Genomic DNA, 21,767 nt, shown 5'->3' on the forward strand with positions numbered 1-21,767 from the left:
GGCCGGTCGCGTGCAGCATGCGGCAGGTGGCGCGGGCCTCGGACAGCTCCGTGCGCGCGTCGACCAGGACGGCGTCCGGGCTGGGGGTCGACACCAGGGTGCGCACGTCGCGGGGGGCGGTGCGCACGGTGTGCGGGAGCAGGTCGAGCGCGGGAAGCACAACGGATGGTTCGCCGGCGCGTGCGGTCACCAGGAGCAGGATTTCCACGGATCGCCTCCGTCCTCGCGGCAAGGGCCGCGCGAGCAGCACATGGGGGGCGTGGCTGGCCTCACGTCGGTCCCGGCGTCGCTGACGGGCGGGTAAAGCATGAGCATAGTCGAGACCAATAGAAATACCAGCACCCCACGGCTTTGTCACTCACCGCACGTGATCGCGGGGCGATGTTTCGGTCATCTTTCGCGCGTGTTCCGCGCGCCGCGCCCGTGCCGCGCAGGTTCCCACCCCGGTGAGGTGCGCTCTTGGGGGGTGAGGTGGCACGATCGTTGCGTGCTCGGTTCCCCTCCCGACGACAGCGTCCGTAATCGCAGGTCATCCGGCCCCCAGTTCGACGGGCCGCACCGGCCCGGCCCTGGCCAGGCCGGCCGTGGCCCTGCGCCCGTTCCCGTGCCCGCGAGCCGCGGCGCCGAGCGGGGCGCCGAGCCCGGCCCGCGTTCGCGCCGGGACGAGGCGGTGAAGGCGAAGGACCGGCGCGCATCCCGCGGCGACGAGCCCGAGGCCGACGTCCAGGACGGGCCCGAGCCTGAGGTCGTCCCGGTGCGGCGGCTGCTGTCGGCGGCCGTCGCCGGCTTCGCGCTGCTGCTCGGCGTGGGCCTGGTGATGGGCGCGCAGACCGCGGGCGTCGGCACGGGCCGCATCCCGTACGCCGTCGTGATCTTCGGTGCGCAGCTGCTCTACGTCTTCGCCACCACCATGGCGATCCGCCCGCCCGGCGTGAAGGTGGTCGCCGCGGTCGGCGTGCTCGCGGCGCTCGCCGCCGACGTCGCCGCGATCGTGACCGACGTGGCCTCGGTGGCTCCGCTCGGCCTGATCGCGGCAGGCGGCCTGGTCGCCGGTGTGGTGGGCCAGATGGTGCGGCCCGAGGGGCGGATGCACGTCTCCGAGTCGCTCGGCTCGACGGTGGTCATCGTGCTCGGCGTGGTCTCGTTCGCCACGCTCATTGTTTTGACCCGCCTGCCCGCGGGCACACAGGCCATTGTGGTCTGTCTCATCGCCAGCGGCATCGCCCTGGGCGTCGCCCGGCTGACCGACGTGTTCGCGCCGTACCCGCGCCTGGCCGACCAGGTCCCGCGCGGCTCCGCGGGCATCGTCGTCGGCGCGATGCTGGGCACCGGCGTGGCCGCCGTGATCGGCCGCTACCTGGTGCCGTTCACGCCCAGCCAGGCCGCGATGATCGGCATGGCCGCGGCCGGGGCCGCCGTGCTGGCCGACCTCACCATCGGCTTCGCCGAGGCGGGCCGGGAGCAGTCCGGCGAGGCGCCGACCATGTGGCTGGCCCGGCACATGCAGGGCCCGCTGGCCGGGTTCGCGCTGGCCGCGCCGGTCGCGTACGTGATCAGCGTGTTCTTCCTGGTGCCCGCATGAAGAAGTTCCTCACGGTCACCGCGGTCCTGCTCGTCGTCCTGGGGGTGCTGGTCGCGGTCGCCGACCGGGCCGGCGCGCACTTCGCGGAACGTGAGATCGCCACCCGGGTCTCCGCGCGGATGCAGGACCAGGGCATCACCTCGACCCCGCCCGAGGTCGAGATCCAGGGCTTTCCGTTCCTGACCCAGGTCGCGGCCGGACGGTACACCCAGATCGACATCACCATGCGTGACCTCAAGGGCGGCACGCTGCCCCTGCCGCTGCTCAACGTGGCGGCGCACGACGTCGAGGCCGAACTGTCGCAGCTCATGGACGGCACCGCGCGGCCGGTGGCGGCCCGGGTCGACGGTGACGCCACGGTGTCGTACGCCAGCCTGGTCGAGGCCAGCGGCCTGGCCGGGATCACGCTGACCTCGGCCGGCCCCAACGACGTCCGGGTCAGCGGCAAGGTGCCGCTCATCGGCGAGGTCACCGGCACCGCCGAGGTCACCGTCGTGGACGGCAGCCACGTCCGGCTGCGCGTCACCTCGCTCAAGGGCGCCGCCGGCTCGATCAGCCAGACGATCCTCAACACCTACAAGGACCGGCTCGCGGTGACCCTGACCCTGCCGAAGCTGCCCTTCAACCTGGAACTGACCGACGTCCAGACCGAGTCGACCGGCCTCGTCGTGTCCTTCACCGCCAAGGACGTCGAGCTGGCCTGACGGCCGGGTGGATCACCTTCGCGATCTCGCAGGGTGATCCACCGGTCCCGGATGGTGGACGACACATTCCCGAAATCAGAGCCCTGCTGGTAGGGTCACCAACTATGAGTCCGCTGCTTACCAAGCGGCGCGCGGTCGACCTGTGCCGCGTGGCCACGTGCCTGTGTTGCCCCGTCCTCTGACGGCGGCACAGTTTGCGCACCTCGATCGCGCTTCCGTGATCGTTTAGCAGCTCTGTCAACTGACTCGCATCGCCCGCTCATCGCAGAGCCGGCCGCCCCCGCAAGTCAGCCAGCCGCCGTCGCCCTGTACCCGGTGAACCCCCTGTGGACCCGTACGCGGCGACGTTTTTCTTTCTCCCGCTCGCGCTCCCGGTGGCGTCACCCGCACCAGACGTTCATCCACCAGCCACATCTCAAGGGAGAACTCCATGAGTCGCGAATCCGCCCTCGTCTCGGCCGACTGGGCCGAGAAGAACATCGCCGCACCCGGCGTCGTGTTCGTCGAGGTCGACGAGGACACCACCGCCTACGACGGTGGCCACATCGCCGGCGCGATCAAGCTGGACTGGCGCCAGGACCTGCAGGACCCGGTGCGCCGTGACTTCGTCAACAAGGAGCAGTTCGAGGCGCTGCTGTCCTCGCGCGGCGTCGCCAACGACGACACCGTCGTGCTGTACGGCGGCAACAACAACTGGTTCGCCGCGTACGCCTACTGGTACTTCAAGCTCTACGGCCACGGCGACGTGAAGCTGCTCGACGGCGGCCGCAAGAAGTGGGAGCTCGACGCCCGCCCGCTGTCCAAGGACGCGGTCGAGCGCCCGGCCACCCAGTACGTCGCCCAGGACCAGGACCTGAGCATCCGTGCCTTCCGCGACGACGTCGTCAAGGCGATCGGCGTGCAGAACCTGATCGACGTGCGCTCGCCCGACGAGTACGCGGGCCGCCTGCTCGCCCCCGCCCACCTGCCGCAGGAGCAGGCGCAGCGGGCCGGCCACATCCCCACGGCGCTCAGCGTGCCGTGGTCCAAGGCCGCGAACGAGGACGGCACCTTCAAGTCCGACGCCGAGCTGACCGAGCTGTACGCGGCCGCCGGCATCGACGACAGCAAGGACACCATCGCGTACTGCCGCATCGGCGAGCGCTCCTCGCACACCTGGTTCGTGCTGCAGGAGATCCTCGGCAAGGCGAACGTGAAGAACTACGACGGATCCTGGACCGAGTACGGCTCGCTGGTCGGCGTGCCGGTGGCACTGGGCGACGAGCCCGGGAAGGCGTGATCACCATGACCGCACAGACTGCTGCTTCCACTGTCGCGGCCGGTTGCGCCGCCCCCGACCAGGCCGCCCCGCTGCCGCTCAGCGTCGACCTGGAGAAGGAGACCGTCATCACCGGCGTCGTGCAGGCGTCGGGTGACCCGGTCGCCGGGGCGTACGTTCGCCTGCTCGACCGCAGCGGCGAGTTCACCGCCGAGGTCGTGACCTCGCCGGCGGGCCAGTTCCGCTTCTTCGCCGCGCCGGGCACCTGGCAGCTGCGCGCCCTGTCGCGCTTCGGCAACGGCGACGCCACCGTCGACGCCGCCCGCGGCGTCAACGAGGTCTCCCTCGCCGTCGCCTAGCTTTCGCCCAAAGGAAGGGCACCTTCTTAACGCTCCGCGTTATAGAAGGTGCCCTTCTTAACGCCTGCTGCCTGGCGGCGCAGGCGGGGGCGGGGCGCGGGAGGGAGTGCCCGGGAGGGCCTCCGCCTCAGCCGTGGGACGGGGATCGGCGGCCACCGCGACACGCCCACGGGCGGGCACGTGGCAGCATGAACGGCGTGACCATCGACCCGCCCGCACCCGAGGCCGCCCCGCAGCCCCAGCCGACGCCGCCTGCCCGCCGCCACCTGTGGACAGCCCTCGTCATCGGCTGGGCTCTGCTGCTGGTGGTGCTCGCCGTCTGGTCCGCCCGCAACGACCCGCCGTCGCTGCGTGACCAGACCACCGCCGCCTCGGCCAAGGCGACGATCGACGAGGTCGTCGGCCAGGTCACGGCACAGGCCCCGGCCGGCGCGACGATCCAGGACAAGGGGTACGCCGAGAAGGGCTGCAGCCTGTCCGCCGCCCGCGACGGCGTCTCGCTGGTCCGCACGCTGATCGTCTCCGGCCCGGTCGGCGGCGAGTCCGCCATGATCGAGGCGCTGGCGGCGGCGCTGCCCGACGCCGTCACCCGGCCCGCCGACGGCCCCAAGGAGGGCTTCTACTACGACGCGGGCAACTACGTCGCGGCCCGCGGCAAGGTGAGCGGCGAAGGCCTGGTCACCGTCGACCTCAGCTCGGGCTGCCGCGTCCCCTGACCCGTCCCGCTCACCGGCACCACAGTGTCAGGAAGGGCGCCTTCTACAACGCGAAGCGTTGCAAGGCGCCCTTCCCTCTTTCGTTCGCTTCGCTAGTAGACGAGGGCCTGGGTGTCTTCGGAGAGGGCTTCCTCGACGAAGACGGCGGCGCCGGCTATGCGGATGCCCGGGAGGACGTCGGCCGGGGTGATCTCGCGGCGAGCGGCGCACTGGGTGCACAGGGTCACGGTTCCGGCGGCCAGGATCGCGTCGAGCAGATCGGGCAGCGGCGCGGAGTGCGGCAGGTCGAACTCGGCCGCCCGGCCGGGCAGCGCGAACCAGCTTGCCTCGCCGGTCAGCCACAGCGACACCTGCGCGCCGGCCGCCACGGCGGTCGCGGCCACGGTGAACGCCTGCGCGCAGCGCTCCGGCGCGTCGGCTCCGGCGGTCGTCTTCACGATGAGTTTGCGTGCCACGTCCGACAGCTTATGCACGCGCGCCCGGCACGCCTCATAGGATCTACCCGTGGTCACCGAGATCGGGTTCGTCAGCCTGCTGGTAGCCGGGTTCGGCGCGCTCGCCGGCGGCCTGGCCTATGTGGCCGTCAAAATCTCCCGCGGCCGCTGGTGAGAGTGCCTGCCCGCCAACGGGTGGGCGAGGTCGCCGGCGAGTTCCGCAGTCGTGAACGAAGAGGGTTGAAACGGTGAGTACTGAAGAGAATCCGCTGCAGCCGCCGCCGTGGCTGAACGCGCCGCCGGTCGACCCGTACCCCTACGAGGAGACCCACGACCTGCGCACCGGGCCGGACCTGCACCCGGACCTGCTGGACCTGCTGCCCTTCGTCGGGGTGTGGCGGGGCCGCGGCCGGGGCGGCTACCCGTCGATCGAGGACTTCGACTACGCGCAGGAGATCCGGATCAGCCACGACGGCCGGCCGTTCCTGTTCTACGAGTCGAAGGCGTGGATCCTCGACGCGGAGTCCAAGCCGGTGCGGCCGGGCGGGCGTGAGGCCGGCTGGTGGCGTCCGGCGGGCAAGGACGGCGACGAGCTGGAAGCCATCATGACCAACCCGACCGGCATCATGGAGCTGTACCTCGGCAAGGTCGAGGCGAACCCGCCCCGGATCGAGATGGTCACCGACTTCGTGGCGCGTACGTCCACCGCCAAGGAGGTCACCGCGGGGCACCGGCTCTACGGCATCGTCGAGGGCGCACTGCTGTACGCCCAGGACATGGCCGCGGTCGGAGAGGGCCTGACGCCGCACCTCAGCGCCCGCCTGATCCGCGTCGGCGGCTGAAGCCGCATCATGCGGAGCCTGCTGCCGGGTCATGCGGAGCCCGCTCCGCGGCCTTGATCGGTGTCCAGCCTGCGCTGCGCTCCGGCTGGACACCGAGCGGCCGCTGCGACGGGCTCCTTACTGAACCGGTGTAGTTTCAGGTCGTGACTGATCAGATTCGTTGGGGCGTTCTCGCCACGGGCGGGATCGCCGCACGCTTCGCGCGCGAGCTGGGCCAGGTGCCGGGCACGGAACTGGCGGCGGTGGGCTCGCGGACGGCGTCGTCCGCGCAGGCCTTCGCCGCCGAGCACGGCGCGGCGCGGTTCCACGGCTCGTGGGAGGCGCTGGCCGCCGACCCGGACGTGGACATCATCTACATCGCGACCCCGCACTCCCACCACCACGCGGCGGCTTCGCTGTGCCTGCGGGCCGGCAAGCCGCTGCTGGTGGAGAAGGCCTTCACGCTCGACCTCGCGTCGGCCCAGGACCTCGTCACCCTTGCCCGGGAACGCGAGCTGTTCCTGATGGAGGCGTTCTGGACGCGTACCCTGCCGTCCACGCTGAAGATCCAGGAGCTGATCGCGGACGGCGCGATCGGCGAGCTGGTCGCGGTCCAGGCCGCGTTCGGCATCGGCCTGGACCCCGAGCCCTCGCACCGCCTGCGCAACCCCGAGCTGGGCGGCGGCGCACTGCTCGACCTGGGCGTATACCCGATCGGCTTCGCCCAGCTCCTGCTCGGCGAACCGAACCAGGTCCGCGCCTGGGCCCACCTGTTCCCCGAGGGCACCGACGAGCGCACCAGCATCTCGCTGGGCTTCCCGTCGGGCGCGGTCGCGTCGCTGTACTGCGGCGTCAACGGCGACGTGCGCAACGCGACGATCGTCGGCACCCACGGCCGCATCGAACTCCCCTGGGGCTTCCACGCCGCCGAACGCTTCGTCCTCCACCGCCACGCCGCGGACCCGGAGGAATTCGAGACCGCCCCCTCCGGCCTGCACTTCGAAGCAGCCGAGGCCACCCGCTGCCTCCGCGAGGGCAAGCTCGAATCCGACCTGATCCCCCTCGCCTCAACCCTCTCCGTCATGCACACCCTCGACGCCGTCCGCGCCCAGATCGGCGTCACCTACTGACCCCCAGAAAAGCGACGATCTTGCGCGTACGGTGGGTACGGCACGCCCTTTCCGGGCATATCACCAACCGTTCGCGCAAGATCGTCGCGATCTTGGCGGCATATGAGGGAATTCAGAAGATGGGGCGGACCAGGACGTAGGCGATGATGGCGGCCAGGGCGGCACCGGGGAAGGTGAGGACCCAGGCCATCACGATGTTGCCGGCGACGCCCCAGCGGACGGCCGAGAACTTCTTGGTGGCGCCGACGCCCATGATCGCCGAGGTGATCGTGTGGGTGGTGGAGATCGGCAGGCCGTAGGCCGCAGCGGTGAACAGCACGCCGCTGGCGACGCTCTCCGCCGCGAAACCGGCCATCGGGTCCAGGTGGATGACCCGGCGGCCCAGGGTGCGGATGATGCGCCAGCCGCCCGCGTACGTGCCGAGCGCCAGCACGGTGGCCGAGGTCCAGAACACCCACTCCGGGATGTGCTCGTTCGAGCTCTGGAAGCCGCCCGTGTACAGCGCCAGCACGATGATGCCCATGGTCTTCGCGGCGTCCTGCATGCCGTGGCCGACGGACATGGCGACCGCCGACGCCGACTGCATGATGCGGAAGAACCGGTTGAGCGGGGTGGGGTGGAAGAACCGCTCCTGCTTCTTCTTCGCGGTCGCCTTGGCCAGCAGGTACACGGCCCAGAGCAGGGCCAGCATGACGAGCGCGCCGAGGATGAAGCCGGTGGCGGGCGACGCGATCATCGGGATGACGACCTTCTCCACGATGCCGCCCCAGAGCACCTCGCCCTGCACGCCGAACGCGATCGCGGCGAGCATCGCGCCGACCAGGCCGCCGATCAGGGCGTGCGAGGACGACGAGGGGATGCCGAAGTACCAGGTCAACAGGTTCCAGGCGATGGCCCCGACCACGCCGGCGAACACGATGCCCAGGCCCGCCTCACCCTCGGGCGGGGTGATGATGCCGCTGCCCACGGTCTTGGCGACCTGGGCGCCGAAGTGCGCGCCGACGAAGTTGCCCAGCGCGGCGATGCCCAGCGCGATCCGCGGGGTCAGCGCCCGGGTGGAGACGCTGGTGGCGATGGCGTTCGCGGCATCGTGGAAGCCGTTGGTGTAGTCGAACACCATGGCCGCGATGATGACCGCGAGCACCGGGATGAGGAGTTCGTTCACGTCAGGCTCCCCGGCCGGCGATGAGGCCGCGCATCAGGACTCCTTGACGGCGATGGTCTCGACGGTGTTCGCCACGTGCTCGAAGGCGTCGCAGGCGGCCTCCAGCTCGTCGGCGACCTCCTTCATCTTGAGGACGGTCAGCGCGTCGTACTCGCCGCTGAACAGCCGGACCAGCAGCATGCGGTAGGTGCGGTCGCCGTCGTTCTCCAGGCGGTTGCACTCGACCCAGTAGTCCTTGAGGCCCTTCATCTGCTTGAGCCGCGGCATGGCCAGGGCGGTGACCTTGGCCTGCTGGTCCAGCACGTCGATCATCTCGATCATCTCGCGCGGCAGCGCCGGGAGCTTGGTCAGGCCGTACAGGTAGACCAGGTTGCCCACGGCCTCCAGGTGGTCCATGACGTCGTCGAGACCGGAGCCGAGGCGGTAGATGTCCTCGCGGTCGAACGGGGTGATGAAGGTGGAGTTGATCTTGTTGTACAGCTCGTGCGTGATCTTGTCGCTGTCGTGCTCGACCTCGGCCAGCCGCTCGCTGACCGACTGCACGTCGGCGCCGGGCAGCGCCAGCTCGGAGAGCAGCTCCGTGCCGCGCACCAGGTTCTGGGCAGCACGGGAGAACATCTCGTAGAAGGCGCCCTCTTGGGGGCGGAGTGAAAACTTCACCGCAAGCACCTTTGGTTTGGTGGTGTCATCCGGACGGTCTAGTCGGGGGGAATGCTAAGCACTGTTACCCGGCGTTCGTGACCCGGTCACCCAGCGCCTTCTTCCCTTCATGGCCCGTTCACCTGCCGTTCACCTTCGCCACGCTGCCCGTTTCCTCACGTTCCAGCCGCTTCGTCTCGGCTTGCGGGTCGAAGCCGGCCGGCGGATAGCTCAGATCCAGGCGTTTCAGGGCATCGAGGATGAGGTGCGCCACGGCCCAATCGCGGTACCACTTCCGGTCCGCCGGGACCACATGCCAGGGGGCGTGATCAGTCCCACACCGCTGGATCGCGTCCTGATAAGCCTGCTGGTACGCGGGCCAGTAGGCACGGTTGTCGACGTCGTCCGGGTCGTACTTCCAGTACTTGGTGGGGTCGCGCAGGCGTTCCAGCAGCCGGCGGCGCTGCTCCTCGTACGAGATGTGCAGCATCACCTTGACCGGGGAAAACCCACTGTCGACAAGCTCACGTTCGAAGCTGTTGATCTTCTCGTACCGCGGTTTCCACACCCGCGCCGGAGCCAGCTCGCGTACCCGCGCCACCAGCACGTCCTCGTAGTGCGAGCGGTTGAAGATGCCCAGGTATCCGGGCATCGGCAGCGCCCGGCGGATCCGCCACAGGAAATCGTGCTGCCGCTCCTCCGCGGTCGGCGGCCCGAAAGCGGTGATCCGCAGACCCTCCGGGTTCATCGTGCCGGCCACCTTCTTCACGGTGCCGTCCTTGCCCCCGCAGTCCATCGCCTGCAGCACCAGCAGCACCCGCCGCTGGTCGGCCGGGTTGACCTTGGCGTTCGCGAACAGCATCTCCTGCTGCCGCGCCAGCTCCTGCCCCAGCGTCACCAGCTCCGCCCGCGCCCACCCCTTCGGGTCCCGCCGAACCTCCTTGCGGCCAGGCAGCCCAGGCGTCCCCGCCGGATCGATCGCCGCAAGGTCCACCCCCGACCCGACCTGCAGCAATCCGGACACGTCCCCCACATCCCGATCATTGCGCACAACCCACCCCCACGCCGCCCATCCCCCAACTTCCACCCCGCCTACCCCGTTGATCATGAACTTATGGCACGGCTCGACGGCAAGTCCTGGCCACAAGTTCATGATCATCTAGCAAACGCGGACGGGCGACCCTCGGCGGCACGGCGGCACGGCGGCTTAATCGATCATGAAGTTAGGCGCACGACACGCCGTCGAGCCGTGCCATAAGTTCATGATCAACGCGGGGAGAGGGGATGGGGGTGGTCAGGGGGAGACGTGGGCTAGCCAGCGGTGGAAGTGGGTGGTGAAGGGTTCCTGGTTGGTGCGGACGGCGTTGAGGAGCCATTGGGCGGCGGCGCGAGCCTGCTGGACGACCTCTTCGGGATAGCCGAATTTGGTCTGGTGGGCGGCGAACTCGTCCTCGTCTACGAGCTGGACCTCGCCGGTCAGGCGGATCTTGCGTACGTCGAGGTCGAGGTCGGTGACGATGACGGTGTCGTCGTTCCAGGTGGCGGGTGTGGTGATGTCGCAGTAGACCGACGTGTTGCGGGGGGCGGCGTTGAACATGGCGGTCCACCAGCCGGTGTGCGGGACCAGGACGACGCCGGGGATCTCGTACACCTTGCCGGTGTCGCTCACCGTGCCGCTGGGGATGCCCAGCCAGGTGCCGTGCTCGTCGCGGCCGAGCAGGGTGGCCGGGAAGGCCCGGTGCGCGCTGCCGTCGAACTTGCGGATCTCGACCCGTACGACGCCCATCGACTACCTCGTTTCACGGCGGTGGCGTATACCCTCGCACCACCGCGCAACGATGCGGGGGTGACGCGGGTCGCGCCCACAATGCGCCATAGTCCCAAATCCGGCGGCGAGGTGGAAGACCGTCGGTGCCAGCCGGTACGGTCATTCGGTGCCGCCGAAGAAGAAGCGAACACGTGACCACAGCGCCCTCGACCTGCTAGAGGCCGCTGTCGGCGCGGTGCCCGGCGGCTCGGCGCGGCCCGGCCAGCAGGCCATGACCGCGGCCATCAGCACGGCCATCGAGTCCGGCGACCACCTGCTCGTGCAGGCCGGCACCGGCACCGGCAAATCGCTGGCCTACCTCGCCCCGGCGCTGACCGTCGACGGGCCTGTCGTCATCTCGACGGCCACGCTCGCCCTGCAGTCGCAGCTGGTGGAGAAGGACCTGCCGCGCATCGGCAAGGCGATCTCCCCGCTGCTCGGCCGCGAGCCGACGTTCGCCCTGCTCAAGGGCCGTCACCACTACGTGTGCCTGGCGAAGCTGGAGCACTCCGACGAGCAGGACCCGCAGGATTCGCTCTTCGACGCGGGCACCAGCGGCAGCGGCGTGAAGTGGCTCGGCGAGTCGGGCCGGCTGGGCAAGCAGATCGAGCGCATCCGCGACTGGGCGATGGAGAGCGACACCGGCGACCGCGACGAGCTCGACCCAGGCGTCGACGACACCGCTTGGCGTTTGGTGTCGACCCCGGCGCGCGAGTGCGTCGGCGCGGCCCGCTGCCCGTACGGGCCGGACTGCTTCGCGGAGCTGTCGCGCGCCCGCGCCCGCGAGGCCGACGTGGTGGTCACCAACCACTCGCTGCTCTCGGTCGACATGATGGCCGGGCGGCACATCGTGCCCGAGCACAAGCTGCTGATCATCGACGAGGCGCACGAGCTGGCCGACCGGGTCTCCAGCGCCGCCCAGGCCGAGCTGACCCCGGACGCGGTGGACCGCACCGCCCGCGCCGCCCGCCCGTTCGTGGAGGGCGAGGAGTACCAGTCCCTCGTCGAGGCGGCCGACGCGCTGACCGTCGGGCTGGCCGAGACCCAGGCCGGGCGCATCACCGGCAAGCTGCCGGCGGGCATCGTCGAGGCGTGCACGCTGCTCGACGGCGCGACCCGCCGCGGTCTGAGCCGGATCGGCGAGATCAAGGCCGAGGACCCGGATCCGGTGCGCAAGCAGCAGGCCAAGGCGCTGCTCGACGAGGTGTCCAAGACCGCGCAGCGGCTGCTGGAGGACAACGAGCACGACGTCGTCTGGGTGGAGCACGAGCCGCGCCGGGCCCTGGTGGTCGCGCCGTTGTCGGTCGCCGGGCTGCTCGGCGAGAAGCTGTACGAGGACCGCACCGTCGTCGCCACCTCGGCCACGCTCACCCTCGGCGGCAACTTCGACACCCTCGCCCGCTCGCTGGGCCTGCCCGTCGCCACCCGGCCGGCCGGCACGAAACCCGACCCGGCCGGGACCACGGCGTCCGGGCCCGGCTGGAAGTCGCTCGACGTCGGCTCCCCGTTCGACTACCCCAAGCAGGGCATCCTCTACGTCGCGGCGCACCTGCCCCGGCCTGCCGCGTCGGGCCTGCCGGACGTCGCCGGGGCGGAGCTGCTGGCGCTGGTCGAGGCGCTCGGCGGGCGTACCCTCGGGCTCTTCTCCTCCCGCAAGGCCGCGCAGCAGGCGGCGGAGCTGCTGCGCGCGAAGACGAACCTGACCGTGCTGCTGCAGGGCGACGAGGCGCTGCCGCTGCTGGTCCGGAAGTTCCGCGAGGACCGCAACAGCTGCCTGCTCGGCGTCATGTCGCTGTGGCAGGGCGTGGACGTGCCCGGTGACGCGTGCCAGCTGGTCGTCATCGACCGGCTGCCGTTCCCGCGCCCGGACGAGCCGCTGGCCTCGGCCCGCTCGGCGGCGGTCGACGCCGGGGGCGGCTCGGGCTTCGCGGCGGTGAGCGTGCCGATCGCGGCCATCCGGCTGGCCCAGGGCGTGGGCCGGCTGATCCGGTCCACCTCGGACAAGGGCGTGGTCGCCGTCCTCGACTCCCGACTGGAGACCGCCCGCGGCTACGGCTCGTTCCTCCGCGCCAGCCTCCCGCCCTTCTGGTACACCACCAAGCAGGAAGTCGTCCTCAAGTCCCTGAAACGCCTCAGCGAGAGCTGACCCCACGCCGCGCGCCCGTCAAGATCGCTCGACTTGCCCGGCACCTGTGCGAATCACTGCTCAAGATACGCACAGGTGCCAGGCAAGTCCGATGATCGAGGGGCGGGCACGCGCCGGGTGGGCAGAGCGGGTCAGCAGTCGCAGCTGCAGTCGCAGCAGTCGCAGTGTTTGCAGACCTTGCAGCAGTTGCAGGCGTCGCAGCAGTTGCCGCAGTCGCAGTGGCCGCAGTCGCAGTTGTTGCACCAGGCCTCGCGGGGCAGGCCGCTCCACGGGCCGGGGTACGGCTCGCGGCAGCAGACCTGACAGGTGCAGCACATCCAGCTGGCCACGGCGCAGCCGAAGATCGGCCCGCGGGTGACCGGCGGCAGTTCGACCTGCGGCCACCAGCACGACCCGCTGCCCGGCGGCTTCGGCTGCCGGCCCTTCTTGCCCGGCTGGACGACCGGCGGGTAGTAGTCCGGGTCGGAGCCGGCGAAGGCGCGCTCGATGGCATGCTCGACCTCGTGCACCAGCAGCCGGTGCACCAGCCTCTTGTCGTCGAAGGCCACCTCGTCCAGGGCCAGCCGGATGCCCGCTGCCGCGTCCCTGGCCAGGGCCCCGGCCTGCGCGAACGACGCCCCGGTGGCGAGCAGCGGGTTCCACGCCCCGGCGGCCCGGTCGGCGGCGAGGTCCTCGACCGCGTCGAGCAGGTGCGCGATCCGGCCGAAGAAGCGGCCCGCCTCGGCCAGCGGATCCGCGTTACCCGGCCGGCCCGCCAGCACCGCGGTGTGCGCGAACGCGGCGGCGGTGGCGAGCTCCGTCGGCTCGGTGACGGTGAGCAGCGACCCGCCCAGGGTGACCGCCCGCTCGACCTCGCGCTGGCCGTGCACGGCGGTCAGCAGGACGCCGGTGTCCAGGCCGAGGTCCAGACCGGACCGGTGCGCCCGGGTGGCCCAGCGACGGGCGAGCAGGCGGGCGCCCGCGGCGACCGGGCGGCGGGCGTACGCACCGTCGCCGTCGGCGGCGTGGTCGGAGAGCTTGGCCGAGGCCAGCACCAGGGAGACCGTCGCGGCCAGCCGCGCGCCCACGCCCTGCGCCACCGGCGCGGTGCGCATGCCGCGCAGCGGGCACGGCCCGGCGGTACGCCGGTGCACGGTCGCCTGCTGCGCCTGGGTCAGCACGGAGATGATCAGGCCGTCGTAGTTGGTGACGATGCGGGCCGCCTGGCCGTGCTCGTCCCGCAGGGCCAGGCACAGGCCGCACAGGTGGCCGAGCCACTCGCCGTGCAGCCGCTCGGACAGGCTGTGCGCGCAGGGTCTGATGATGCCGAACACGGGCGGCAGCCTAGGCGACGCCGTCACCCCGCGCCCGGCCGCTGTCGCCGAGCCGACCGTCCGGACGTCAGCGGGTCACAGGTAGAGGCCCGTGGCGTCCGGCTCGACGCGGGAGGCCGCGACCGCGTGCACGTCGCGTTCGCGCAGCAGCACGTACGCCTCGCCGTGCAGTTCGACCTCGGAGCGCTCGTCCGGGTCGAACAGCACCCGGTCGCCGACCTGGATCGCGCGCACGTGCGGGCCGACGCCGACCGCGGTGGCCCAGGACAGCCGCGTCCCGACCGAGGCGGTGGCCGGGATCACCAGGCCCGCGGACGAGCGCCGCTCCCCCTCGGACGCCTCCTGCTTGACCAGCACCCGGTCGTGCAGCAGACGGATCGGCAGGCCGGTCTCGGCGGTGTCTGGGTTCAGTGTCACGCCGGTCAGGGTACTTCCCCGATGGTGCGGTGGCCGCAGGCGACTAACGTGGTGGCGTTGCCTGTCCACGGGAGGACACCAGTGGGTCGTTTGGACAACTTCAAGGCGAATGTGCGGCGGGCCTACGAGGCCAGCCGCGCCAGTGCCCGCGCCAGGCGCGACCAGGAGGAGCGCGACCGGCGCGAGGCCGAGCAGCCGTTGCCCGAGCCGGCCGAGCCCGAACTGCTGCACCACTCCACGGCCAGCCGCGACGACGTCGACGTGCCGTACGCGCTGCGCATCGGCGGGGCGTGGGCCTGGCGCATCATCGTGCTGGGCATCGCGCTCATCTACCTGCTGCAGTTCCTCGGGAAGATCAGCATCGTCATCGTGCCGGTGCTGATCGCCATGCTGCTGGCCGCGCTGCTGGCACCCGCGGTGCGCTGGCTGAACCGCATCCACGTGCACCGCTCGCTGGCCACCGCGATCGTCGTGGTGACGGGCCTGGCCGCGGTCGCCGGAACGCTGACCCTGGTGATCAACCAGTTCGTCAACGGGCTGCCCGACCTGACCAAGAACGCCGCCGAGGGCGTGCAGCAGATCCAGACGTGGCTCAAGAACGGCCCGCTGCACCTGACCGACGCGCAGATGGGCAGTGCGATCGACTCGGTCACGAAATCCATCACCACGAACAAGGAAGCCCTGACCACGGGTGCCATCACCACCGCGACGACGGTGTTCGAGGTGCTCAGCGGCCTGTTCCTGGTGATCTTCACGCTGTTCTTCTTCCTGCGGGACGGCCGCGTGATCTGGCGCTTCCTGCTGCGCCTGGTCCCCAACCAGGCCCGCGAGCCGCTGGACCGGGCCGGGGTCGCCGCGTGGGCCTCGCTGGGCGCGTACGTGCGGGCCACCGTGCTGGTCGCGTTCATCGACGCGGTCGGCATCGGCATCGCGCTGGCGCTGCTGCGGGTGCCGTTCGCCCTGCCGCTGGCAGCGCTGGTGTTCCTCGGCGCGTTCATCCCGATCGTCGGCGCCACCCTGTCCGGCGCGGTCGCGGTGCTGGTCGCCCTGGTCACCAACGGCCCGCTGACGGCGCTGCTGGTGCTGGCCGCGGTCATCGCCATTCAGCAGATCGAGGGCCACCTGCTCCAGCCGCTGATCATGGGCCGGGCGGTGGCCATCCACCCGCTCGCCGTGATCCTCGGCATCGCCGCGGGCGTGGTGCTGGCCGGGATCGTGGGCGCGCTGATCGCCGTACCGCTGATCGCGGTGCTCAACACGGCGATCCGGCAGCTGGCCGGACGACCGCAACCGGAGCCGGACTCGGTGATCGTCAAAGCGCCGCCGGCCCCCGCCGCCTGACTTTCAGATCTGAAAAGGGCTCCGCCGGTCGCACCGGCGGAGCCCTTTCGTTGCGGCAGCGGCGTCAGGACGCCTGCGGCGGGTAGTACGGCTGCGGCGGGTACGGGTACCCCGGCTGCGCGGGGTACGCCGGGTACGCGGGTGCGGGCGGGGGCAGCAGCACCGGCACCGGCACCACCGGCTCGGCGGGCATGGGCACCGTGCGGGCCACGCCGTCCGGGAACGTCATCCGGTACACCGCCCCGTCGAAGAAGGCCGGCGGCACCTGCGGGTCACGGCCGACGAACACCGCTCTGGTGGTGCTGACGACCTGCAGCAGGTCACGCTCCTCGGTGACGCTGCGAACCCGGTCGGCATCGTATTCGTCGAGGCCGCGGTTCATGCCGTCGCGCACCAGCGCCAGCCGGGTGGCGGCGAACTGGAACTCCTTCATGGCCCGGCGGCCCGGTTCCCCGGCGACCCGCTTCGCCCAGACCCGGGCGGCGTGCCGGCGGGCAAGCGTGCCCATCGCCGCCACCTCGGGCGGGGTGAGCCAGCCGGCCGTGGCGTACGCGGGCAGCACCTGCAACGCCAGCCGGCCCTCGCGGGCACGTACCCACAGCGCGACGCCGATCATCGACAGGAACACCGGCACCATGACCGCGATGTAGCCGTACAGGAAGAAGTAGGGGCTGATCGAGGCGGACAGCGTGGCCATCAGGTTCCACGAGCCGTGCAGGATCATCGCCAGCAGCAGCCCGCCGACCGGCGCGCACCAGCGCACCCAGCTGCTGGCCGAGCGGGCGGCGATGCCGATGCCGATGCCGGTCATCGAGGTGAACAGCGGGTGGGCGAACCCGGAGATCAGGATGCGGCCCAGGAACATGCCGAAGACCAGCTGCGCCCCGGAGTACGGCCCCCACTGCTCGTTGCCCGCGTAGAAGCCGTGCCCGCCCAGGTAGAGGATGTTCTCCACCATCGCGAAGCCGACCCCGGACAGGCCGCAGTAGACGATGCCGTCGGTGATGCCGGACAGCTCGCGGCGGCGCCGCCAGAGGATCCACAGCGGGAACGCCGCCTTGCCCAGTTCCTCGATGAACGGCGCGACCACCGTGGCGACCACCGCGTCGGGCAGGGTGACCACGTTCAGCCAGCCGGAGAAGAACGAGTTGACGCCCAGCGCCAGCAGCGTCGCCGGGAACGCGCCCCACAGGAAGCTGATCACCAGCAGTTTCGGCGGCTCCGGCTCGTACCGGTCGAGCCAGAGGAACGCGGCGACGAGCACCGGCACCGGCAGCAGGGCCGCGGACAGCCCGACCGCGAACGCCAACGGCCCGATCTTCCAGCCCAGATAGCCGAGCATGGCCAGGGCCGAGCCGCCGACGACGACGATCGCGAGCAGCAGCGGCAGCCAGCGCCGGGGGCGCTTGAGCGGCAGCGACGGCTCCGGCAGCGCGGGCGGCGGCCACGGCGCACTGTGGAGGCCGACGTCGGCCCTGCCGGGTTCGGTCCCAGGAGTCGGGAGGTCGGACATGGGCGCAGCCTACCTCCGCTATGCTCGGCGAAAGGTCACGAGTGTCAGCCGCTCTCACATTCACCTGCGCAAGCGGGCGAAAGTGTCGAAAGATGGAGCAAAGCCCCGGCTTGCTGACCGGCAACCCTCTGTAGTTCGCGGTGGGGTGCCCCGGGTGATGACCGGGCCCAGCCCGTTGTCGTGCTGGGCAAGCGCGGACCTTTGCCCTGCCAGGGGTCCCTGACCCCGGAGGTGCCCCATGACCGCGATCGCCCAACGACCCTGTAGTGCCGTCGAGACCGCCGACGTGACGCCCGTGCGCGTGGCCGAGGCGGAGCTGTCCGTGCTCGGCGTGCCCGGTCAGATCAATCTCGACTACGCGGCCACCGCGCCCTGCCTGCGGGCGGCCGCCGACGCGGTCAACGCGCTGCTGCCCTGGTACGGCTCGGTGCACCGGGGCGCGGGCGCGCTGTCGCAGCGCTGCACGCTGGAGTACGAGCGCGCCCGGCAGACCGTCGGCGACTTCGTCGGCGCACGCGAGGGCGACCACGTGGTGTTCACCCGCAACACCACCGACGCGCTCAACCTGCTCGCGCACGCGCTGCCCGCGAGCACCACGGTCATCACGTACGCCGGGGAGCACCACGCCAACCTGCTGCCCTGGCCCAACGCGGTGCGCCTGCCGGTGCCGGGCTCGCCCGACGCCGCGGTGCGCTACCTGGCCGCAGCGCTGGCCGAGGTGCGCCGGGGCAACACCGACGGCGAGGTCCTGGTCGCCGTCACCGGCGCGAGCAACGTCACCGGCGAGCTGTGGCCGGTCGCGCAGCTCGCCCTGATCGCGCACCGGTTCAACGCGCGGGTCGTGCTCGACGCCGCGCAGCTCGCCCCGCATGTGCCGGTCGACGTGTCGGCCCTCGACGTCGACTACGTGGCACTGTCCGGGCACAAGCTGTACGCCCCGTTCGGCGCGGGCGTGCTCGTCGGCCGGGGCGACTGGCTCGACGCCGCTCAGCCATACCTGGCGGGCGGCGGGGCGACCAGCGGGGTCGGCGACGCCACCCACGACGTGCGGTGGACCACCGGCCCGGCCCGGCACGAGGCGGGCACCCCCAACCTGCTCGGCGCGGTGGCGCTGGCGGCGGTGTGCGCCACCCTGGAGGCCGCCGACCGGTACGCGCTGCACGCCGAGGAGCAGCGCCTGCTGGCGAAGCTGCGGGCGGGGCTGGCGGAGCTGCCCGACGTCGCCGAGCTGCGCACCTTCGACGCGGACGCGGCCCGGATCGGCGTGGTGTCCTTCGCGGTGCGCGGCCGCGACTCCGCCGAGATCGCCCAGCGGCTGGCCCGGGAGCACCACATCGGCGTACGCGACGGCCTGTTCTGCGCTCACCCGCTGGCCCGCCGCCTGCTCGGCGAGGCGTCGGTGCGGGCGGGCTGGGACGGCGTGCCCGCCACCGCCCTGCGCGCCAGCATCGGCATCGGCACCACCGACGCCGATGTGGACACGTTCCTCGGCGCCCTGCGCGCCGTCGTCTGAGCCCGCGACCGACGACAGCGGCCGGTGACCCCTGACGGGTCACCGGCCGATCATCGTCCCTGACGGATCAGGGCTCCGGGTGCTAGGCGACGACCTTGCGGCGGCGCGCCAGCAGGAACAGCACGACGCCCGCGAGCGCGACCGCGCCGCCGACACCGGCGATCAGAGCGGTGTTGTCGCCGGTCACCGGCAGTCCGCCGCCGTTGCCGCCGTTGTTGCCGCCGGCCGGCGGAGTGCCGATCTTGATGACGACCTTGGCGGTGTCGTTCTTCGCGTTGCTGTCCTTGCCGACCGAGGTGAGCACGGTCGCCAGGCCGTCGTTGCCGATGGGCTCGGCGTCGATGCGCACCAGCAGCTCGCGGGTCAGCGAGCGGCCCGCCTGCAGCTCGGACTCGAAGCCGCAGCCGAGCTCGGTGGCACCGGTGTACTGCCAGGGCTCCTCCTGCCCGTCCGCGCTGCAGGTGCCGACCTCCGGAGCCTGGTCAGGCGCGACGAAAGAGGTGCCCGCCGGAGCCTTGATCTTGAAGCTCGGCCCGGTGCTGACCTTGCCGACGTTGCTGACCTTGACGTTGATCTTGACCACGTCGCCGACCTTGCCGTAGCCGGGGGTCACGCTGATGGCCTGGTCGACCGCGACCGGGGCGGCCGCGTGCACCGCGAACGACGCGTCGTCGTCGGCCGGGTCGACGTCGCCGGCCTCCTCGGCGTTCGGCACGGCACCCTGCAGCAGGTCCTCGACGAGCTGCTCGAACTGGGCCTCGGTCACGCCTTCGGCGACCTCGAAGCCGTCGGCCGGCTTCATCTCACCCGTGGTGGGCTCCTCGACGGACGTCTTGATGGCCTTGGCGCTGACCAGACCACCGGGCAGCACCGCCGGGCCGCCCACGTAGTTCTGGTGCACGTAGAGCGACAGCAGCGACTCGGGGTTGTAGGCGCCGCCGGGCGGGATCACCGCGTCGGGGTCCGAGCAGGTGAGGACGGTCATGGACTCGTCCAGCTCGCAGATGCCGTACTGGTTGTCGAAGCCGACGAAAGGCGGCACCGTGATGGTGAAGTCCACGCCGTGCACGTACCGGTCACCGTTGTTCCAGATGCCCCAGGCGAGCGGTGCGACGTTGCCGGGCTTCACCGGGATGACCTTGCCGGCGTCGGTGTAGCCGGCGACCAGGTCGAACGCGTAGGACATGAGGTCCGCGCCGTTGTCGACGACCTGCACCGGCACGGTGACGCTGTTGTTGGCCGGGTTGACGTCCCCGCTCGTGGTGAACGACACCGAGAACGATCCCGCGGCGCCCGCCTTCTTGCCGACGTTGCTCAGGAAGACGGCATCGACGTAGGACTCGCCGGGCGCGAAGCCGACCATGCCGCACTTCGCGACCTTGCCCGCGATGTCGCAGCCGATCGCCTCCAGGAGGGTCAGGTCGGCGGTGACCAGGGAGCTGGTCAGGCCGCTGAAGTCGTACGTGACCAGGGTGTCGCCCGAGGCGGCCGTGCCCACGTTCGAGAGGTCCACGCGGAAGGCCTTGTCCTCGGCGTCAACCGCGATCTTCGAACCGGGCACCTTTACGGCGAGGTCGACCCCGCCGGCCGCGTGGGCCGGTGTGCCCAGCACGGCGGAGAGCCCGCCGGCGAGCAGCATCGAGGCACCCGCCGCCAGGGCGGTGCGGATCTTCATTTGTTCCCCCGTCGGGATGTTGAGGAGTTGATCAGCGAGGGACGCTACCCAGATTTCTCCGGGCTTCCACCAGCCGAACGGCTGGTTCCGGGGTGGTCGATCCGGCCAACAGCCCGTCTGACCTGCCGTTCTGCGTCCTCCCGGGACATTCCGGCGGCCCGCAGCAGGTCCGTCGCGGTCGACCGCACCTGGGCGAACACCACCTCGCCGGAGAACTCCAGACCCGCCTGATGGGCCTCTCGCGCCTCGCGCACCGCCCGCACCGCGGCCTGCGCCGCCTGCTCCGGCTCCACCGCGTCGGCCAGCTCCCGGCGCAGCGACGACACCGACTGCGCCAGCGCGTGCACGGCCTCGACCAGGGCGGCGGGCACCGTCTCGCGGTCGCGGATCATCGACACGATCCGGCGTACCAGCACCCGGCTGTTGCGCAGCGAGCGCGCCAGATGGTCCGCGGCCTCGATGTAGGCCTGCAGCAGGCCGTGCTTGCCCCAGTGCAGCGGGGCGATGGTCGCCAGCTCCTTGCTCGCCTTCAGCGACTCGCCGAACGCCCGCAGGTGCGACTCCGCCTCCCGCATACGGTCCAGCGCGTCCTGGGCCGCGGCCGCGTCACCGTGCGCCAGCGCGTCGGCCGCGTGGTGCAGCCCGTCGGCGAGCGAGTCCATCAGCGGCCCAACCGCCCGCTTCACCTCCGTCAGCGGGTTCAGCGGCAGCAGCAGCGCCATCACCAGCAGCGCGATGCCGCCGCCGACGACCGCGTCGACGAAGCGGCTCAGGTAGTAGTCGCTGGTGATCGGCAGCAACGTGGCGACCAGGATGCCGGACGAGGCCGCCTGGGTCACCAGCGAAGCCGAGCCGCCGATGAAGATGGCCAGGTTGATGGCGAGCAGCACCACCAGCGACACCTGCCAGGCGCCCCGGCCGATGACCAGGATGAGCAGCTCGCCGAGCAGGATGCCGACCGCGTTGCCGGCCACGATCTCGGCCGCGCGCCGCATCCGCTGCCCCACCGAGATGGCTAGCGTGACCACCGCCGCGATCGGCGCGAAGAACGGCTGGTAGTGGCCGAGCAGGTTGTGCGCCACGTACCAGGCCAGCCCCGCCGCGACCGCGGCCTGCACCGACAGGATGAGGCTGCCGCGCACCCGCCGCACCCGGTCGCGCAGCGTGATCCGCGTGCGTCGGCCCAGCTCGGCGGCGTCCACCACCTAACTGTGGCGCACCCGGCACCACCCGC

Annotated in this window: 22 protein-coding genes, 1 pseudogene and 1 riboswitch; of the genes and pseudogenes, 12 read left to right on the plus strand and 11 right to left on the minus strand. The window is 71.3% G+C overall.

The features are described 5' to 3' along the window. Positions 1 to 208 (minus strand): annotated as a pseudogene (locus tag Cco03nite_RS32620) (DNA-binding response regulator); the annotation flags it as partial. A gap of 396 nt (positions 209 to 604) precedes the next feature. Between Cco03nite_RS32620 and Cco03nite_RS32625 the strand changes: the two are divergent. From Cco03nite_RS32625 to Cco03nite_RS32645, 6 genes are all read left to right on the plus strand, one after another. After that, complete coding sequence (locus Cco03nite_RS32625) at positions 605 to 1,582, plus strand: hypothetical protein (protein ID WP_239167845.1); 978 nt, start codon at positions 605 to 607, stop codon at positions 1,580 to 1,582. Then, positions 1,579 to 2,286 (plus strand): LmeA family phospholipid-binding protein, encoded by a 708-nt coding sequence (locus Cco03nite_RS32630; RefSeq protein ID WP_203697343.1) that lies wholly within the window; start codon positions 1,579 to 1,581, stop codon positions 2,284 to 2,286. Before Cco03nite_RS32625 ends, Cco03nite_RS32630 begins: the two co-directional genes overlap by 4 nt. 104 nt (positions 2,287 to 2,390) lie before the next feature. After that, the gene (locus Cco03nite_RS43200) at positions 2,391 to 2,468 is read left to right on the plus strand and encodes an Ms5788A family Cys-rich leader peptide (RefSeq protein ID WP_330164811.1); all 78 of its coding nucleotides are present in this window, start codon (positions 2,391 to 2,393) and stop codon (positions 2,466 to 2,468) included. Positions 2,469 to 2,716: 248 nt separating this feature from the next. Then, positions 2,717 to 3,565 (plus strand): sulfurtransferase, encoded by an 849-nt coding sequence (locus Cco03nite_RS32635; protein ID WP_203697345.1) that lies wholly within the window; start codon positions 2,717 to 2,719, stop codon positions 3,563 to 3,565. Between the two features lie 5 nt (positions 3,566 to 3,570). Then, positions 3,571 to 3,903, plus strand: coding sequence for a DUF1416 domain-containing protein (locus tag Cco03nite_RS32640; RefSeq protein WP_203697347.1), 333 nt, complete (start codon positions 3,571 to 3,573; stop codon positions 3,901 to 3,903). Between the two features lie 197 nt (positions 3,904 to 4,100). Continuing rightward, positions 4,101 to 4,619 (plus strand): hypothetical protein, encoded by a 519-nt coding sequence (locus Cco03nite_RS32645; RefSeq protein WP_203697349.1) that lies wholly within the window; start codon positions 4,101 to 4,103, stop codon positions 4,617 to 4,619. Between the two features lie 92 nt (positions 4,620 to 4,711). Here Cco03nite_RS32645 and Cco03nite_RS32650 read toward each other — a convergent pair whose 3' ends face one another. After that, positions 4,712 to 5,083 carry a DsrE family protein gene (locus Cco03nite_RS32650; protein ID WP_239167851.1) on the minus strand — a complete coding sequence of 124 codons (372 nt, stop codon included), beginning with the start codon at positions 5,081 to 5,083 and terminating at the stop codon, positions 4,712 to 4,714. Positions 5,084 to 5,123: 40 nt separating this feature from the next. Between Cco03nite_RS32650 and mtfM the strand changes: the two genes are divergently transcribed. From mtfM to Cco03nite_RS32660, 3 genes are all read left to right on the plus strand, one after another. Continuing rightward, on the plus strand, positions 5,124 to 5,228 hold the full coding sequence (gene mtfM / locus Cco03nite_RS42990; RefSeq protein ID WP_269059029.1) for a small membrane protein MtfM: 105 nt from the start codon (positions 5,124 to 5,126) through the stop codon (positions 5,226 to 5,228). A 73-nt stretch (positions 5,229 to 5,301) separates the two neighbouring features. Next, positions 5,302 to 5,895: a heme-binding beta-barrel domain-containing protein gene (locus Cco03nite_RS32655; protein ID WP_203697353.1), complete on the plus strand. Its 594-nt coding sequence runs from the start codon at positions 5,302 to 5,304 to the stop codon at positions 5,893 to 5,895. Between the two features lie 143 nt (positions 5,896 to 6,038). Beyond that, entirely contained in the window at positions 6,039 to 7,004 is a 966-nt protein-coding gene (locus Cco03nite_RS32660; protein ID WP_239167846.1) for a Gfo/Idh/MocA family protein, read from the plus strand. Between the two features lie 112 nt (positions 7,005 to 7,116). Here Cco03nite_RS32660 and Cco03nite_RS32665 read toward each other — a convergent pair whose 3' ends face one another. From Cco03nite_RS32665 to Cco03nite_RS32680, 4 genes are all read right to left on the minus strand, one after another. Next, positions 7,117 to 8,169, minus strand: coding sequence for an inorganic phosphate transporter (locus Cco03nite_RS32665; RefSeq protein ID WP_203697355.1), 1,053 nt, complete (start codon positions 8,167 to 8,169; stop codon positions 7,117 to 7,119). A 33-nt stretch (positions 8,170 to 8,202) separates the two neighbouring features. After that, complete coding sequence (locus tag Cco03nite_RS32670) at positions 8,203 to 8,829, minus strand: DUF47 domain-containing protein (protein ID WP_203697357.1); 627 nt, start codon at positions 8,827 to 8,829, stop codon at positions 8,203 to 8,205. Positions 8,830 to 8,947: 118 nt separating this feature from the next. Further along, a complete protein-coding gene (locus Cco03nite_RS32675) occupies positions 8,948 to 9,916 on the minus strand; it encodes a PPK2 family polyphosphate kinase (RefSeq protein ID WP_203697359.1) in 969 nt (322 codons plus the stop codon). A gap of 186 nt (positions 9,917 to 10,102) precedes the next feature. Continuing rightward, on the minus strand, positions 10,103 to 10,594 hold the full coding sequence (locus Cco03nite_RS32680; RefSeq protein ID WP_203697361.1) for a DUF402 domain-containing protein: 492 nt from the start codon (positions 10,592 to 10,594) through the stop codon (positions 10,103 to 10,105). A 253-nt stretch (positions 10,595 to 10,847) separates the two neighbouring features. Here Cco03nite_RS32680 and Cco03nite_RS32685 point away from each other — a divergent pair, with 253 nt between their 5' ends. Further along, positions 10,848 to 12,761, plus strand: coding sequence for an ATP-dependent DNA helicase (locus Cco03nite_RS32685; protein ID WP_239167852.1), 1,914 nt, complete (start codon positions 10,848 to 10,850; stop codon positions 12,759 to 12,761). 131 nt (positions 12,762 to 12,892) lie between these two features. Here Cco03nite_RS32685 and Cco03nite_RS32690 read toward each other — a convergent pair whose 3' ends face one another. Next, on the minus strand, positions 12,893 to 14,074 hold the full coding sequence (locus Cco03nite_RS32690) for a DUF5685 family protein (RefSeq protein ID WP_203697363.1): 1,182 nt from the start codon (positions 14,072 to 14,074) through the stop codon (positions 12,893 to 12,895). 75 nt (positions 14,075 to 14,149) lie between these two features. Beyond that, positions 14,150 to 14,485, minus strand: coding sequence for a GroES family chaperonin (locus Cco03nite_RS32695; protein WP_203697428.1), 336 nt, complete (start codon positions 14,483 to 14,485; stop codon positions 14,150 to 14,152). Positions 14,486 to 14,572: 87 nt separating this feature from the next. Between Cco03nite_RS32695 and Cco03nite_RS32700 the strand changes: the two genes are divergently transcribed. Beyond that, positions 14,573 to 15,832, plus strand: a complete 1,260-nt coding sequence (locus tag Cco03nite_RS32700; protein ID WP_239167847.1) for an AI-2E family transporter — start codon at positions 14,573 to 14,575, stop codon at positions 15,830 to 15,832. A gap of 64 nt (positions 15,833 to 15,896) precedes the next feature. Here the strand turns inward: Cco03nite_RS32700 and Cco03nite_RS32705 are convergent, their stop codons facing one another. Next, the gene (locus tag Cco03nite_RS32705; RefSeq protein ID WP_203697367.1) at positions 15,897 to 17,345 is read right to left on the minus strand and encodes a PrsW family intramembrane metalloprotease; all 1,449 of its coding nucleotides are present in this window, start codon (positions 17,343 to 17,345) and stop codon (positions 15,897 to 15,899) included. A gap of 83 nt (positions 17,346 to 17,428) precedes the next feature. Continuing rightward, positions 17,429 to 17,545: riboswitch (SAM riboswitch) on the plus strand. Positions 17,546 to 17,583: 38 nt separating this feature from the next. Here Cco03nite_RS32705 and Cco03nite_RS32710 point away from each other — a divergent pair. Next, positions 17,584 to 18,858, plus strand: a complete 1,275-nt coding sequence (locus tag Cco03nite_RS32710) for an aminotransferase class V-fold PLP-dependent enzyme (protein WP_203697369.1) — start codon at positions 17,584 to 17,586, stop codon at positions 18,856 to 18,858. 82 nt (positions 18,859 to 18,940) lie between these two features. Here the strand turns inward: Cco03nite_RS32710 and Cco03nite_RS32715 are convergent, their stop codons facing one another. Together Cco03nite_RS32715 and Cco03nite_RS32720 are read right to left on the minus strand one after the other, a co-directional pair. Continuing rightward, positions 18,941 to 20,533: an LPXTG cell wall anchor domain-containing protein gene (locus tag Cco03nite_RS32715; protein WP_203697371.1), complete on the minus strand. Its 1,593-nt coding sequence runs from the start codon at positions 20,531 to 20,533 to the stop codon at positions 18,941 to 18,943. 44 nt (positions 20,534 to 20,577) lie between these two features. Further along, the gene (locus tag Cco03nite_RS32720) at positions 20,578 to 21,735 is read right to left on the minus strand and encodes an FUSC family protein (protein ID WP_203697373.1); all 1,158 of its coding nucleotides are present in this window, start codon (positions 21,733 to 21,735) and stop codon (positions 20,578 to 20,580) included. Between the last annotated feature and the right edge of the window lie 32 nt (positions 21,736 to 21,767).

It is taken from the genome of Catellatospora coxensis (genome assembly GCF_016862635.1).
Classification (GTDB): domain Bacteria; phylum Actinomycetota; class Actinomycetes; order Mycobacteriales; family Micromonosporaceae; genus Catellatospora; species Catellatospora coxensis.

Excerpts from the sequence above, each read along its gene's own strand:
- Cco03nite_RS32680 (WP_203697361.1), bottom strand. The coding sequence starts at position 10,594 with ATGGGCGTCGTACGGGTCGAGATCCGCAAGTTCGACGGCAGCGCGCAC.
- Cco03nite_RS32705 (WP_203697367.1), bottom strand. The coding sequence starts at position 17,345 with ATGTCCGACCTCCCGACTCCTGGGACCGAACCCGGCAGGGCCGACGTC.
- Cco03nite_RS32630 (WP_203697343.1), top strand. The coding sequence starts at position 1,579 with ATGAAGAAGTTCCTCACGGTCACCGCGGTCCTGCTCGTCGTCCTGGGG.
- Cco03nite_RS32635 (WP_203697345.1), top strand. The coding sequence starts at position 2,717 with ATGAGTCGCGAATCCGCCCTCGTCTCGGCCGACTGGGCCGAGAAGAAC.
- Cco03nite_RS32715 (WP_203697371.1), bottom strand. The coding sequence starts at position 20,533 with ATGAAGATCCGCACCGCCCTGGCGGCGGGTGCCTCGATGCTGCTCGCC.
- Cco03nite_RS32640 (WP_203697347.1), top strand. The coding sequence starts at position 3,571 with ATGACCGCACAGACTGCTGCTTCCACTGTCGCGGCCGGTTGCGCCGCC.
- Cco03nite_RS32685 (WP_239167852.1), top strand. The coding sequence starts at position 10,848 with ATGACCGCGGCCATCAGCACGGCCATCGAGTCCGGCGACCACCTGCTC.
- Cco03nite_RS43200 (WP_330164811.1), top strand. The coding sequence starts at position 2,391 with ATGAGTCCGCTGCTTACCAAGCGGCGCGCGGTCGACCTGTGCCGCGTG.
- Cco03nite_RS32675 (WP_203697359.1), bottom strand. The coding sequence starts at position 9,916 with ATGATCAACGGGGTAGGCGGGGTGGAAGTTGGGGGATGGGCGGCGTGG.
- Cco03nite_RS32710 (WP_203697369.1), top strand. The coding sequence starts at position 17,584 with ATGACCGCGATCGCCCAACGACCCTGTAGTGCCGTCGAGACCGCCGAC.